General features: G+C 44.0%; 11 protein-coding genes. 9 read left to right on the forward strand and 2 right to left on the reverse strand.

The annotated features are described in order from the left end of the window. Positions 1–414: 414 nt before the first annotated feature. Positions 415–2,775, forward strand: a complete 2,361-nt coding sequence (locus ACFQ2O_RS13035; RefSeq protein WP_377528287.1) for an ABC transporter permease — start codon at positions 415–417, stop codon at positions 2,773–2,775. Between the two features lie 47 nt (positions 2,776–2,822). Here ACFQ2O_RS13035 and ACFQ2O_RS13040 read toward each other — a convergent pair whose 3' ends face one another. Further along, positions 2,823–4,238 carry an exonuclease domain-containing protein gene (locus ACFQ2O_RS13040; RefSeq protein WP_377528289.1) on the reverse strand — a complete coding sequence of 472 codons (1,416 nt, stop codon included), beginning with the start codon at positions 4,236–4,238 and terminating at the stop codon, positions 2,823–2,825. A 135-nt stretch (positions 4,239–4,373) separates the two neighbouring features. Beyond that, positions 4,374–5,516, reverse strand: coding sequence for an AI-2E family transporter (locus ACFQ2O_RS13045; RefSeq protein WP_377528291.1), 1,143 nt, complete (start codon positions 5,514–5,516; stop codon positions 4,374–4,376). A 340-nt stretch (positions 5,517–5,856) separates the two neighbouring features. Between ACFQ2O_RS13045 and ACFQ2O_RS13050 the strand changes: the two genes are divergently transcribed. The 8 genes from ACFQ2O_RS13050 (at position 5,857) to rplT (ending at position 15,802) form a co-directional block, all read left to right on the forward strand. After that, complete coding sequence (locus ACFQ2O_RS13050) at positions 5,857–7,719, forward strand: DNA topoisomerase IV subunit B (RefSeq protein WP_377528293.1); 1,863 nt, start codon at positions 5,857–5,859, stop codon at positions 7,717–7,719. Then, a complete protein-coding gene (locus ACFQ2O_RS13055; RefSeq protein ID WP_377528295.1) occupies positions 7,712–10,462 on the forward strand; it encodes a DNA gyrase/topoisomerase IV subunit A in 2,751 nt (916 codons plus the stop codon). Before ACFQ2O_RS13050 ends, ACFQ2O_RS13055 begins: the two co-directional genes overlap by 8 nt. A gap of 167 nt (positions 10,463–10,629) precedes the next feature. Beyond that, on the forward strand, positions 10,630–11,316 hold the full coding sequence (locus tag ACFQ2O_RS13060) for a hypothetical protein (protein ID WP_377528307.1): 687 nt from the start codon (positions 10,630–10,632) through the stop codon (positions 11,314–11,316). 190 nt (positions 11,317–11,506) lie between these two features. Next, the gene (locus ACFQ2O_RS13065) at positions 11,507–12,547 is read left to right on the forward strand and encodes a tetratricopeptide repeat protein (RefSeq protein ID WP_377528297.1); all 1,041 of its coding nucleotides are present in this window, start codon (positions 11,507–11,509) and stop codon (positions 12,545–12,547) included. Positions 12,548–12,561: 14 nt separating this feature from the next. After that, complete coding sequence (gene thrS, locus ACFQ2O_RS13070; protein WP_377528299.1) at positions 12,562–14,499, forward strand: threonine--tRNA ligase; 1,938 nt, start codon at positions 12,562–12,564, stop codon at positions 14,497–14,499. Positions 14,500–14,618: 119 nt separating this feature from the next. Then, positions 14,619–15,140, forward strand: coding sequence for a translation initiation factor IF-3 (gene infC / locus ACFQ2O_RS13075; protein ID WP_377528301.1), 522 nt, complete (start codon positions 14,619–14,621; stop codon positions 15,138–15,140). Positions 15,141–15,163: 23 nt separating this feature from the next. Further along, complete coding sequence (gene rpmI, locus ACFQ2O_RS13080; protein ID WP_377528303.1) at positions 15,164–15,358, forward strand: 50S ribosomal protein L35; 195 nt, start codon at positions 15,164–15,166, stop codon at positions 15,356–15,358. A gap of 99 nt (positions 15,359–15,457) precedes the next feature. Next, entirely contained in the window at positions 15,458–15,802 is a 345-nt protein-coding gene (gene rplT, locus ACFQ2O_RS13085; RefSeq protein WP_377528305.1) for a 50S ribosomal protein L20, read from the forward strand. The last annotated feature ends 53 nt before the right edge of the window (positions 15,803–15,855 follow it).

Below are 15,855 nucleotides of genomic sequence, written 5' to 3' on the forward strand. Positions count from 1 at the left end.
GGAATTTACCTAAAACTTGAGCTACGAAAGCAGCAGCAAGCAGAGTAAAATTAAATTATAGTTTAGAAATAATGAAATCATTCGGTGCTAATGTAACGATGCCGGCCAAAGTTTGTTTGCAGCTCTTTTGCTACAGCCTTGATAAAGTATAGGCTCGAAAGTAATTCCCTGCAAATGCCACTATACTTTGGCTAAAGTATAAGTTAATCTTTTGATCTTTAGGAAGAGTGTTACTTGTTGCATTGTTTTAGCTTTAGGTGTGCGTTTCCAGACGTTGCGGTGTCTGATACCGAACAATGCTGAGAGCAGAAACAGCCTGTAGTGCTAATTAAGGCTATATTTAAAAATGGTATACTTGTTGGATACACAGGAGGAATGCAACTATGCCAGCTATCTCATTTATACTTGCTAACCATGCTTCAGCACAGCCTTCTTCTTATCTACAGAAACTTTAAACGGTTCAGAAGTACGTTTCTGATCAACCTGATCGGTTTGTCTACTGGCTTAGCCTGTGCGTTGCTTATTTTCCTTTGGGTAAACGATGAGCTTCAGGTGGATTCGTTTCATGAGAAGGAAAGCCAGTTGTTTCAGGTGATGACGAACCATCACAATGCAGAAGGAATAACAACCTGGGAAGTGGGGCCTGGAAAGTTAGGAGAGTCCTTAGCCGAAGAAATGCCTGAGGTAGCGTATGCTGTCAGCTCATCTGATATTCCTGATAAGTTTATTCTTTCAGATAAGGGGCGTCATATTAGTGCCTCCGGGCAGTTTGTGAGTAAAGACTTTTTTAATGTCTTTTCCTATAAACTGACGCAAGGCAACGAAAGCCAGGTGCTGGCAAATAAAAACGCCGTCGTAATCTCTGAATCTCTGGCCCAGAAGCTGTTTGGCACGACCGATGATGTTATCGGTAAAACAATAGTGTGGCAGATCCTGCATTTTAATAAACCAGTAACTGTTACAGGTGTCTTCAAAGATGTACCCTCTAACTCTTCTGATCAATTTGATTTTGTTTTGTCTTTTGAGGATTTTAAAGATATGCTGGGCAGCGGCTTGCACTGGGACAACCACAATGCTAAAACATACCTGATACTAAGAGCAGGAACAGATGCTGAACAGTTAAACCGGAAAGTTCAGGGATTCATAAAAAGCATGTTGCCCACATCTAATGTTTCCATATTTGTCAGGCCATATGCTGACAAATATCTGTATGGCAACTATGAGAATGGCTTACAGGCAGGAGGCAGAATAGAATATGTCAAGCTGTTTTCCATCATAGCGCTTTTTATACTACTAATCGCTTGCATCAACTTCATGAATCTTTCCACTGCAAAAGCAACAAGAAGGATTAAGGAAGTAGGCATTAAGAAAGCTATGGGAGCTAGTCGGCAGTCGCTTGTGATGCAATATTTGGGAGAGGCTCTGCTGATGGCTTTTGCGTCACTGGTAGTTGCTCTAATGCTGGTGGAGCTGCTGCTGTCGCCTTTTAGCCAACTTACAGGCAAGGAGCTTATACTTACATATGAGCCCTATTTTGTTGCCGTTATACTTACCATAACCATACTAACAGGAATTTTAGCAGGTAGTTACCCCGCCTTCTACCTGTCTGGGTTCAAACCTGCAACTGTGCTGCGCGGAAAGCTGGAAACATTGGGAGGGGAGCTGCTGGCGCGTAAAGGACTAGTGGTATTTCAGTTCACCCTCTCTGTTGTACTTGTGGTAGCCGTACTGGTGGTGTACAAACAGATTGAGTACGTACAAAACAAGAATTTAGGGTATAGCAATGACAACATTTTATACTTTAGCCCTGAAGGTAAAGTGCAGGAGAAACTGGAGACATTCCTTTCAGAAGCGGAAAAGGTGCCGGGTGTGGTTCTGGTTTCCAGTGGCGGAAGTATTATCAGTGATGTTGGTTCTACCATTGGACTGCACTGGCAGGGAAAAAACGTACAGGATGAAGTTGCCTTTCAAACAGTGGCTGTCAACTACAAAATGATTGAAATGTTACGTTTGCAAATAAAGGAAGGCCGCTCTTTTTCCAAAGTACTCAGCTCAGATACTGCCCATTTGATATTCAATGAAGCAGCTGTTAAGGCTATGAGTATGCGAAATCCTGTTGGTAAGGTTGTAAACTTATGGGGAGAGGATAAGAAAATAATAGGTGTGGTAAAGGATTTTCATTTTCAATCGCTACATGAGAAAGTAAAGCCCATGTTCTTCCGGCTGGAGCCGAAGTCGGCCATGAAAGTAATGGTGAAAGTAGAGGCAGGAAAAGAAAGAGAGACGATCGAAAAGCTGCAGGAGCTGTATCGGGACTTCAATCCAGGATATATTTTAAACTATAAATTTCTAAATCAGGATTATGAGGCGCTATATGCTGCTGAACAGCGTGTATCAATATTGTCAAGGTATTTTGCTGGTTTGGCAATACTAATATCCTGCCTTGGGTTGTTTGGTTTAGCTGCCTTTACGGCAGAAAAAAGGGTGAAGGAGATAGGTGTCAGGAAGGTATTGGGAGCAAGTGATTTCAGCATTGTATACCTGCTGTCCAGCGACTTTACCAAGCTTGTGCTTATCTCCATTTCGTTGGCAATGCCAATCAGTTATACGTTGGTAAAGCACTGGTTGAGTAATTTTGCTTACAGAATAGAGTTGGAACTGTGGTATTTTGTCTGTTCGGGCTTGTTGGCACTGCTCATCGCCTGGATTACAGTAGGTATGCAGGCTGTCAAAGCTGCCAGATTAAGCCCATCGCAATGCCTTAAGGATGTATAGGTAAAAAATACGCCCTGCTGATAGTATATCAAGCAGGGCGTATTTTTTTACTCAAATATTATCACTTTGTCTTTGTGCTTGCTGCGCATGTGGTTTCGAATAATCTGCTGAATGTCTTTGTTATCGTTATAGCGCTGGATGGCTCCTTTGAAGTCGTTGAGGTTGTGAGCGGTGAATGTTTCATCCACAAAACCAAAGCCGAGGTAGGTGCCATGCTCCACTACCACGACAGATTTTTCTCCCGGTTCCCGACCTTTACCTATGAGAACAAAGCTATTGTGCTCATAGGTAAATGAATCAATAGCTTCGTCTACACGCTTGTTGTACTCTTCCGGAGCTTCCTTGCCAATGCATGCACCGTTGCACTGATGAACCTGGTAATCAAAGCAGGCACCGTTCGTTTTATATAGATCGCATAGTTTCTGGCACAGGTTATACTTGGCCACTTTATGAAAGAGGAATCCTTTAGCCTTGAAGTGATTTGAAAGAGCGATTATAGGAGTCAGGCTCTCATTGTCAGCTTTATTGATCGTGCCATAACTCAGGCGTTTGTAGCCATTGCTGTCTTCGTACACAAATATACCAGTATTGAATACGCTCCGGCGCTGTTGGCGGTTATACTGCGGCTTCATTCGCTTTATCTCCGAAGACTCAAACAGCAGCGCCACAAGTTCATTTCCCATCAGCTCATAGGTAATGTCAGCAATGCTATTTTTAAAATCTAATGATTTGCGACTCTTATAATCAATGTTAAAGTGTTGGATAATCCTTTTCTTAATATTGATACTTTTACCAACATAAATTACCTCACCGGCTTCGTTGTGAAAGTAGTACACGCCCGGCACCATCGGCAGTGCATCTACCTGCTCTTTACTGATTGCCGGCGGCAAGAGCGATGTTTTGATTTCTTTCTTAAGTACCTGTGTGGTGTTTTCGGCTGCCATGTTCATATTGCCGTCTACCACAGGTCGGTTAATCTTAAGGAGTTTGTCAAACAGTAGGGCAGTAGCCTCCGCATCACCAATAGCCCGGTGGCGCTGGCTAAGCGGAATATCTATACTTTGGCAGAGCTTACCTAAACTATAAGACGGTAGCCCAGGAATAAGGGAGCGGCTTAAACGCACCGTGCAAAGCGTTTTGCGCTGAAAAGAAAAGCCAAGGTCGCCGAATTCCTTTTTCAGAAAAGAATAGTCAAACCGCACATTATGGGCTACAAATACCTTGCCTTCTGTAAACTCCACGATCTCTTTTGCTACCTCGTAAAATTTAGGTGCCTCCAGTACCATATCATCCTTTATGCCGGTCAGCTGTGTGATGAAATAGGGGATTGGGCGTTCGGGGTTGACAAGCGTATGATATTTATCGACTATCTTCTCTCCGTCATGTATAAAAATGGCAATCTCGGTGATCTTGTCCTGGTGCGGCTGTCCACCTGTTGTCTCAATGTCTACTATTGCGTACAAGTTGCTCTGGTTTAGTTGCTCACTTTCAGAGCTTGCAGTGTTCTCTGTAGCTCTATCTTCTAAACCAATATTTTTAGTAATCCGTTTCAAATCACTCTTTCTCCTTTAAAGCTGCAAATTATATTAGCATACCTGCTAGTCCTTATTATTTTTGCTGCGGAACATGCCATCCCATACTTCTGTTATAAAACTCTGCAGCTTCTTTTTATGCTTCGGCTTCTTTGGTTTCACGTCATCCACATCAGACAGCAGGAACCCTATTGGCTCCAGCGGACCATACGAATCGAAAATCACCTTTAGCATAGCAATCACAGGAAGTGCCATAATCATTCCTGCGGCACCCCAAATCTCGCCTCCAACCAACAAGGCAAGTATGGCAGCAAAAGGGTTTATACTTACTTTGGAACCCACAATATAAGGGGTGATAAAATTCCCCTCCAGAAACTGCACTACCATAAATACACCTATCACAAGTACGGCATCAATTAAATGTCCGGTAGTGGCAAGCGTAATGAGTGCGGGTAACAGAGACCCTATAAGTATACCTATATAAGGTATAATGGTAAGTATAGAGGCAAATACGCCAAAGAAGATGGCATACTTCACTCCGAGCAGCAGCAAACCTGCTGAATTCAACAGCGCAACAATAACGATCACAATCATTAGCCCTGAGATATAGCTCTGTACTACCTGCTGGATGTTTGATAAAGTGTGAACCAAGCTGCTGCGCTTATCTTTTGCAACCAACTTAAACAGGAACCTCTCGAGGTGGTCGCGGTAGTACAGAAGACAAAAAACGTAAATTGGAACAATGGTGAGGGCTGCTAAAAGACCAGTGGTCATGGAGATGGTGCTTCCCAAAAAATTGGTTGCTACATCCTGCAAGCCATTGATAGAATTTGTAATAAGTTCGGTGCGGTTGGAGGGCACAATACCAAACTTCTCCTGTAGAAAGTCCTGCACCCGTGAAATGAGCGTTTCAAAGTTTCCCGTGATCGTATCAAGTTCGGTTGTCAGGTCCATCAGCTGGGATGATAAAAACCATACAACGAGGCTAAGTATAACCACTACAAGTACGATGCTGCTTACAATTGCTAAAGGTCTGGGTATTTTCCATTTTTCCATGTCACGGTTCAAGGGCAGTAGCAGGAGTGCAAACAAAAAGGAAAAGGCGAGTGGAACAAGTATAGACTTGAACATCTGGAGGATGTAAATCAGCAGGATTACTCCTAACAGAACAACGACCCATTTAAAATACTTCGGTAATTTTATTTCCATGTAAGCAAAGGTTGTAGGTGCACCGGGAATTGTTTACAAAAGTGCTTAAAAATAAGCAATGTAAGCTTATCAGGTTGCGTTTTATCGGCAGATATAAATACTAATAAAATTAGCTAAAACAAGGTGCTGTATTTTATCTTTAGCTGAACTTGATGCACAAATTAAGGGTTTATATAAAGAAGGACGGTATGCAAATGAATATTAGCGGCTAACTAAATTAGTATTTTGCTTCTGTTTTTACTAATTTAGCAGGAGGCAGGAACTTAACATTTGCGTCTTGTCTTTTATAATTTCTATATTTCGGATTATTATCCCATAAAACTACACTTACGCTTACATAATGGCAGAGTTAGAGCATAATTACAACGAAGACAGCATTCGGTCGCTGGAGCCACGCGAGCATATCAGGTTACGTCCGGGTATGTACATCGGTAAGCTGGGCGATGGGTCAGCTGCCGATGACGGTATTTACATTCTGGTGAAAGAGGTAATTGATAACTCCATTGACGAACACGTGATGGGTTATGGTAAAACCATTGAAATCAAAATCTCAGATCATAAAGTACAGGTGCGTGACTATGGCCGCGGTATTCCACTTGGTAAGGTAATTGACTGCGTGAGCAAGATCAACACCGGTGGTAAGTATGACAGCAAAGCCTTTCAGAAGTCGGTTGGTTTGAATGGTGTAGGTACGAAGGCGGTAAATGCCTTGTCCAGCCAGTTCAGAATCCAGTCGGTGCGGGATGGAAAATTGAAGGCGGCTGAGTTCGAAAGAGGCGTTCTTACAGAGGATTTTGAAGTAGAGGATTCCAGCCAGCGCAACGGTACGCTTACCATTTTTACGCCAGACGATACTATCTTTAAGAATTTCCGCTTTAACCCTGATTACCTGGAGAACCAGCTCTGGAACTATGTATACCTGAACGCTGGCCTTGTTATCAATTTCAACGGCAAGAAATTCTTTTCAGAAAACGGGCTGCTGGACCTTTTGCGTGATAAGGCAGATGAAGATACGCTGCGCTACCCGATCATTCACCTGAAGGCAGAAGATATTGAACTGGCCCTTTCGCATGGCAACGACTATGGCGAAGAGTATTATTCTTTCGTGAATGGCCAGTATACGACTATGGGTGGTACGCACCTTGCTGCTTTCCGCGAGGCTGTTGTGAAAACGGTCCGTGATTTTTATAAAAAGGATTTTGATGCAGCTGATGTCCGGGGCTCTATTTTAGGAGCTATCTCTATCCGTGTGCAGGAGCCGGTATTTGAGTCGCAGACTAAGACTAAGCTCGGCTCTATAGAAATGGGGCCTGATGGTCCTGCCGTTCGTGCCTTTATCAATGATTTTGTGAAGGAGCATTTGGATAACTACCTGCACAAGAACCCGGCTACTGCCGATGCGCTGCTGAAGCGCATTATGCAAAGCGAGCGGGAGCGTAAGGATATGGCAGGAGTAAAAAAGCTGGCAAACCAACGCGCCAAGAAAGCTAACCTGCACAACAGAAAACTGCGTGATTGCCGCCTGCACTTTAATGAAGATAAAGGTGAGAAATCGCTGCTTTCAACCCTCTTTATTACAGAGGGAGACTCTGCAAGTGGTTCAATTACGAAGTCCCGTAATGTGGACAGTGAAGCAGTGTTCAGCTTACGCGGTAAGCCTCTTAACTGCTTTGGCCTAAAGAAGAAGGTGGTGTATGAAAACGAGGAGTTCAACCTGCTACAGCATGCCCTTAATATAGAAGAGGGGCTAGAAGGCTTGCGCTACAACCGTGTTGTCATCGCAACGGATGCTGACGTAGACGGAATGCATATTCGCCTCTTGCTTCTCACATTTTTCCTGCAGTTTTTCCCGGATTTGGTGCGCAATGGCCACGTGTTTATACTTGAAACGCCCCTGTTCCGTGTCCGCAACAAGAAGGAGACTATTTATTGCTACAACGAATCTGAAAAGCAGGAAGCCATTAGTAAATTAGGAAAGCGTCCTGAAATTACCCGATTTAAAGGTCTAGGAGAGATATCACCGGATGAGTTTGGTAAATTCATTGGCGACAACATAAAATTAAAGCCCGTTATCCTGCACAAGGATACTACCATTCAGAAGATGCTAAGCTATTACATGGGCAAGAATACGCCTGATCGTCAGCAGTTCATCATCGACAACCTGAAGTTTGAGAAAGATATAGTAGAAGAGATTTATGCATAACGAAGAATTGAATAACGAAGAGTTACAACACGACGATGAGCTGGAGGTAGAATTTACAGATGGAGCGGAAGAAACAATCCATAATGTAACGCCTGTCTCTGGTCTGTACGAAACCTGGTTCCTCGATTATGCTTCTTATGTGATTCTGGAGCGTGCGGTGCCAGCCATTGAAGATGGCCTGAAGCCTGTGCAGCGTCGTATCCTGCATGCTATGCGGGAAATGGATGACGGCCGCTTTAACAAGGTGGCGAATGTCATTGGCCAGACCATGCAGTACCACCCGCACGGTGATGCCTCTATTGGAGATGCCATGGTAAACTTGGGCCAGAAAGATTTACTCATTGAAACCCAGGGAAACTGGGGAGATGTGCGCACTGGAGACAGTGCAGCGGCACCCCGTTACATTGAGGCCCGCCTGTCTAAGTTTGCCTTGGATGTGGTATTTAATCCGCAGACGACACAGTGGCAATTAAGCTACGATGGCCGTAAAAACGAACCGATAACACTACCTGTTAAATTCCCGCTTTTGCTTGCGCAAGGTGTAGAGGGTATTGCCGTAGGTTTATCGACCAAAATCATGCCGCACAACTTCAAGGAGCTGATCAAAGGCTCTATTGATGTGCTGAAGGGCCGTAGCACTAACCTGCTACCAGACTTCCTGACAGGTGGACAGGTAGATGTGACCAACTACAACGGAGGGCAGCGCGGCGGCAGAATACGCGTACGCGCCACGATTGAGAAGGTAGATAAAACCATGCTCGTGATCAAGGACGTGCCGTATGGTACCACCACTACGGGTTTGATGGAGTCTATTGTAAAGGCCAGTGAGAACAACAAGATAAAAATCAAAAAGGTAGTAGACAACACGGCGGCCCATGTAGAGATACAAGTGCAACTGCCGCCAGGGGTTTCGCCTGACCTTACGATTGATGCGCTATATGCCTTTACTGATTGCGAGGTAGCTATTTCTCCGAATGCCTGTGTTATCATTAATGATAAGCCACACTTTCAGGATGTAAACGAACTGTTGCGCATCTCTACTTTTAAAACGGTAGACCTGCTGAAGCGTGAGCTGGAAATTAGAAAAGGTGAGCTTGAGGATAAATGGCATTATTCGTCGCTTGAGAAAATCTTTATTGAAAACCGCATCTACCGCGATATAGAAGAGTGTGAAACCTGGGAAGCGGTTTTAAATGCCATCGACAGAGGGTTAGACCCTTACAAGCACCTGCTGCGCCGCGATGTGACAGAGGATGATATCATTCGTCTGACTGAAATAAAGATCAAGCGTATCTCTAAGTATGACTCCTTCAAAGCTGATGAGTACATCAATAAACTTGAGGAGGAGATGGCCGAGGTGGATGAGAATCTGGCCAACCTGATTCGCTATGCCATTGCTTATTTTGAAGGGCTGTTGAAGAAGTATGGGCAAGGCAAGGATCGCCGCACGCAGATAAAAACCTTTGATGTAATCAATGCACAAAACGTTGCTATCGCAAACCAGAAACTGTACATGAACGCCAAGGACGGCTTTATTGGAACTGGTCTCCGCAAAGATGAATTTGTTTGTGACTGCTCTGATATGGACGACATCATCGTGTTCCGCAAGGACGGTAAGTTTATGGTAACAAAGGTGGCAGAGAAGACCTTTGTGGGCAAAGACATCATCATGGCTGGCGTTTACAATAAAAACGACGAGCACATGGTATACAACATGATTTACCTGGATGGTAAATCCGGCGTGTCGTATGCCAAGCGTTTTGCAGTGAAATCTATCACGCGCGATAAAGAATACGATCTCACGAAAGGGGAGAAAGGCTCTAAAGTACATTACCTCACGGCCAATCCAAACTCTGAATCGGAAGTAGTGAGTATTACGCTTGCACCGAACGCATCTGCACGCATTAAAGCGTTTGATTATGACTTTGCCGAATTGATGATTAAAGGCAAAGGCTCCAACGGCAATATTGTAACCAAATACCCTGTAAAGAAGGTGGTGCAGAAGAGCCTTGGAGAATCTACCTTAGGTGGTCGCGAAATTTACTACGACGAAGTGATCGGCAGGCTGAACACAGAAGGTCGTGGGCGCTATTTAGGATCTTTCAACACAGATGATTCTATTTTAGCAGTTTATGAAGACGGAACATACGAATTGACTTCGTTTGACCTGGCCAATCATTATACTGTTGAGAAGCTGAAAGTGCTACAGAAATTTGATCCTGAGTTAGTCGTTTCAACTATTTATTACGAAGGAGAAAATAAACTATACTATGTCAAGCGTTTCAAAATAGAAACAACTACAATCGGTAAGCGTTTTGCCTTTATTCCTGAAACAAAGAACTCTAAACTAGAGGCAGTATCTACACACCCTGAGCCGTTGGCTACGATTAAGTTTAAACGCAGCCTTCGCGGTGAACGTGAGACAGAGAAGCTGTTGCTTAATGAGTTTATTGATGTGAAAGGCTGGAAAGCACTTGGTAATAAATTAAACTACTTTAAAATATATGAAGTAGAGGTGCCTAAGATGCAGGAAGTGGAGCAACCGGAGGAGGATAAGCAAAAAGCCAGGAAAGCTGCTAAAAAAGAACCTGCCACTCTTCCTGCCCAGTTAAAGGAATTAGCTGACGAGGCAGCTAAGGTAAGCGGAAGCCAACATCCTGATACTGATTACGTAGAGTCAGACATAGACGATAGTGAAGAAAAAGAAGCTTTGAAGAAAAGAAAGCAGCTCGACCTGTTTTAGATTTCTTCCGGTAGCACTTGCTAAAGTCTATGATAAAACGTAGATTGTAGGGAAGGAAATGCTATATGAAGAGATTTTGTACTAGAATTCTGGTAGGTTGTATGCTTTGTGCAGGGTTACCAGCTGTTGTTATGGCAGAAGGTGGCGGTGTATCTGGTAAAGAACTGATGCAGCGTGCTGAGCAGCTCCTGATAGACTATAAAGAGAGTGAGGCTTTATTGCTTTATGAGCAGGTAATTTCAGAGTCGCCTGATAATTTTGAAGCCTTGTGTAAAGCGAGTATTCTACATTGCCGCATCGGTGATCGTTTTTCTGATGAAACCAGTAAAGCAAAGCACCTCCTTAAGGCAAAGGAATATGCTGGCCGTGCTTATGAAATGCAACCAGAAGAAGCTGAAGCCAATTATGCTATGGCATTATCTATAGGCACCAGTGCAATGGCCGCAGGGGCAAAGCAGCGGTTGCAAGGTATACACCAGGCAAAGGATTTTGTGGATGCAGCTTTATCCCGCAATCCGCAGCATGCGGGCGCATGGTATTTGCTGGGGCGCTGGCATTTTAAAATGGCTAATTTGAACCTGGCTGAAAAGGCTGCTTCCAGTTTCTTTTTTGGCGGCGTATGTGGAGAGGCTACAAATGAGAAAGCTGCCCAAGCTATTGAGCAGGCGCTTATCTATGATCCGAATAATATTCGCTATTACTTTGATTTAGCCAGTATTTATGATGAAATGAAGAACACGTCTGCCTGTGTGAGAACCTTACAAAATGCTCAGGCAATTAACTCTCGAACAAAAGAGGAGCTGGAGTTAAGCAGGCGATGCAATATTATGTTACAGGAAAAACTAAAGATTTAATCTGTATTTAATAGTTATCAAAAGCCTGCTACTTAGTTTGTAGCAGGCTTTTTGTTTTAGGCACCCAGGATAAGTTATCTTCCTAATTAGCCAAAATGTTTTAATTTAGCGCAGGCAAGTATAAATTCATTTTGCAGAAGTATTAATAGAACCGATAATGGTGCGTTTTTCCAGATTGTTGCTGTTAGCTTTGTCGGTTACATGTAGTGCCTGTACCCTAGATGAGGGAGACAGAGAGAAAATGGTAAACCTGCAGGAGGTAAAAAATGACCCGGAGGTGCAATTAACTAATCTAAACGCTGCGATCGAAAGGTCAGGGCGGGATGGGAGCTTATATGCACGACGTGCGGTGGCGCTGCTAAGAATAGGAATGCTTGAGCAGGCGCTGCAGGATGCAGAAGAGGCAGTGAAGTTAACGAAGAACGAACCTTCAACGCTGTTTGTGAAAGCACAGGTGCTACGTGCCCTGGGCAAAGCCGATGAGGCATTGCCGTTGGCGCTGCAAGCAGAACGGAACTCATATCAGACGGCGTCTCTGTTTGTTTTATTAGGTGAGTTATACTTAAGCCGGCATGAATATGAGCAGGCAAAGCAGTATATCCAAAAGGCCCAGGACTTAGCTCCAACAGATGAGTTTGCCTATTATTATAAGGGTAGAGTACAGGAGGCAACCGGCGATACATTAAAGTCTATACAGAATTATAGAAATGCCTTAGCGCAAGCCCCTGATTTTATGGAACCCAAGCGTGAGCTGGCAGCCATACTTATAGCAAAGGAAGATTACGCTGCCGCAAAACCATACTTGCTTTCAGCACAGAAAGTAGCACCGGAAGATGCGAAGCTATGGTTTAACCATGGCTTACTATATCAGGCAGAGCGAAAACAAGATAGTGCTGTCGTTGCTTTCAATAAGGCATTAAGTATAAATGATACGATTTCTGGAGCTCATTATCGGGTGGGTTTATACCAGCATGGGCTCGGAAATAATGAGGAGGCCGTCCTTCATTTACAGAAAGCATATAATACTTATAAAAACAAACCAGATTATCTGAGTAAACTGGCGAGTGCTTACGAGCGGACAGGGCAGTTCAGTAGTGCCCTTATAACTTACCAGCGCCTGATCGCAGTAGAGCCACGATACACTTATGCGTATCAGGCTGTTGCCAGATTAAAGTATAAATTAGCAAAACCACAACCTGATAGTGCAGCTGTACGCCTACAGGATTATTAGAAACATATACCACTATGATCAACATCACACTGCCAGATGGCTCTGTACGCCAATACCAAGAGGGCGTAACTAGCTACGAGATTGCACAGAGCATAAGCGAAGGCTTAGCGCGTAATGTGTTAGCTGCCAAAGTTAACGGCGCCGTATGGGATTCCACACGCCCTATAAACGAAGATGCCACGGTACAGCTGCTCACCTGGAATGATGACGAAGGCAAAAATGCTTTCTGGCACTCTTCTGCCCACTTACTGGCAGAAGCTTTAGAGGATTTATATCCGGATGTAAAGTTCGGCATAGGGCCTCCTGTAGAAAACGGTTTTTACTATGATGTAGACTTAGGGGAGCATCACCTGTCGCAGGAGGATATTGCCAAGCTCGAGCAGAAGATGCTGGAACTGGCACGCCAGAAAAATGAGTTTAAGCGCAGCGAAGTATCAAAAGCTGATGCGATAGAGTATTTCACCAAGAAAGGTGATGAGTATAAACTAGATCTTATCAAAGACCTGGCTGATGGCTCTATCACTTTTTATGAGCAAGGAAAGTTTGTTGACCTTTGTCGTGGGCCGCATATCCCCAATACAGGGTTTATAAAGGCTGCTAAGATCATGAACATTGCCGGTGCCTACTGGCGTGGAGATGAGAAGAATAAGCAGCTGACGCGTATCTATGGTGTTACGTTTCCTAAACAGAAAGAGCTGACCGAGCACCTGGAGCGTCTGGAAGAAGCTAAGAAAAGAGACCATCGTAAGTTAGGGAAAGAGCTGGAGCTATTTGCTTTTTCTGAAAAAGTAGGCATGGGTTTACCACTGTGGTTGCCAAAAGGCACCCTGCTGCGTGAGCGCCTGGAACAGTTCATGCGTAAAGCGCAAATGCGTGCTGGATACCAGCCGGTAGTAACGCCGCATATCGGCAGCAAGGAGCTATATGTGACATCTGGCCACTATGAGAAGTATGGAGCGGATTCGTTCCAGCCCATCAGAACGCCAAACGAAGGGGAGGAGTTCTTTCTTAAGCCAATGAACTGCCCGCACCACTGCGAGATATATAAAGTACGCCCACGTTCTTACAAGGAGCTACCAGTGCGTCTGGCTGAATTCGGAACAGTTTATCGTTATGAACAAAGCGGTGAGTTGCATGGTTTAACACGTGTTCGTGGCTTTACACAGGATGATGCACATATTTTTTGCCGGCCTGACCAGGTGAAGGATGAGTTCCTGAAAGTAATTGACTTGGTATTATATGTATTCCAGGCCTTAGGCTTTGAAGATTATACTGCGCAGATTTCATTGCGCGACCCGGAGAACAAGGCTAAATATATCGGCGCAGATGAAGCTTGGGATAAAGCAGAGCGAGCGATTATAGAAGCAGCGGCAGAGAAAGGCCTTTCGACTGTAACCGAATTGGGAGAGGCTGCGTTTTACGGACCTAAGCTCGACTTTATGGTGAAGGATGCCCTTGGCCGTAAATGGCAGTTAGGAACTATTCAGGTGGACTATCAGTTGCCAGAACGCTTCCAGCTGGAATATATTGGTGCTGATAACCAAAAGCACCGCCCGGTTATGATACACCGTGCACCGTTTGGCTCGCTTGAGCGCTTTGTTGCTGTGCTGATAGAGCACTGTGGTGGTAACTTCCCGCTGTGGCTGAGCCCTGAGCAGTTCGCCATACTTCCGATTTCTGAGAAGTACCATGACTTTGCACAGCAGGTGTATGATAGCCTGCAGCTGGAGGATATACGTGGTTTTGTAGATAACCGTGACGAGAAAATTGGTCGTAAGATACGTGATGCGGAAGTGCGCAAGGTGCCCTTCATGCTAATTGTGGGAGAGAAGGAGCAGGAAAATGGTGCTGTTTCTGTTCGCAAACATGGAGAAGGAGATCTCGGCACTATGACTGTGGAAGAATTTAAAACCTTCTTTCAAAGCAAAGTAGCCGAAATGCTGAACAAATAAGGAAAGTAATTTTCTTTTTGATATAAAATTTGCGATATTCGCAACTTAATTGTGGAAACTAAACTAAGGAGGCCCAAACTATAGCTACTACTAACAGGCGCTACATCCCACGCGGAAAGGTGGAAGAGCCATACAAAGTCAACGATAAAATAACTGCCCGAGAAATCAGGCTGGTAGGTGACAATGTTGAGCAAGGGGTATACTCAACCAGAGATGCTCAAAAAATAGCCAATGAGCAGAATCTTGACTTGGTCGAGATTTCGCCAACTGCTACTCCACCGGTTTGCCGGGTCATCGACTATTCTAAGTTCAAGTACGAGCAGAAGAAGAAGACCAGGGAATTGAAGGCCAAACAACAGAAGGTTGTGATCAAAGAGATTCGATTTGGTCCCAACACCGATGACCATGACTTTGAGTTTAAACTCAAACATGCCAAAGGTTTCCTTGAGAGTGGCTATAAGATCAAATCTTATGTACACTTTGTAGGTAGATCTATCGTGTTTAAAGAACGTGGTGAGATTCTGTTGCTTAAGTTTGCACAGGCATTGGAGGAGATCGCTAAGGTTGAGCAGTTGCCGAAGCTGGAAGGAAAACGCATGTTCCTCATCCTGTCACCTAAGAATGCTCCTGTAAAGAAGTAATTTGTTAAATTAATTTAATACTCATGCCAAAAGTAAAAACCAAATCTGGTGCAAAGAAGCGTTTTACTTTAACAGGTACTGGTAAAATTAAGCGTAAGCACGCTTTTAAGAGCCACATCCTGACTAAGAAAACGACAAAGCAAAAGCGTAATTTGACGCATACTGGCCTTGTTAGCAAAGCTGACGAAGGAAACGTTAAATTCATGCTTAAAATCTAATTCTACGAAAGAATTAGTTTAGGTTAATTTTAGTACGAACCCGGTGCCTGGTCTTTAGAAAGATTTTTTAGAATCACCAGTTGCCAAAACTTTAAAGAAATGCCAAGATCAGTCAATGTCGTAGCAGCACGACACAGAAGAAAGAAAATGATGAAAATGGCCAAAGGTTACTTTGGCCGTCGCAAGAACGTTTGGACTGTTGCGAAAAACGCAATAGAAAAAGGTTTAGTTTATGCCTACCGTGATAGAAAAGCTAAGAAGAGAGACTTCAGAGCCTTGTGGATTCAGCGTATCAACGCAGGAGCACGTGAGCACGGTTTATCTTACTCTGCATTAATGGGTGCCCTTAAAAAGGCTAACATCGACCTGAACCGCAAAGTACTTGCTGACCTGGCGATGAACCATCCAGAGGCTTTCAAAACCATCGTTGATAAAGTAAAGTAATTTACTTTTAAATATATTACAGAGGGGCTTAGCAATTGCTAAGCCCCTTTTTT

It is taken from the genome of Pontibacter rugosus, from assembly GCF_042678745.1.
Classification (GTDB): Bacteria; Bacteroidota; Bacteroidia; order Cytophagales; family Hymenobacteraceae; genus Pontibacter; species Pontibacter rugosus.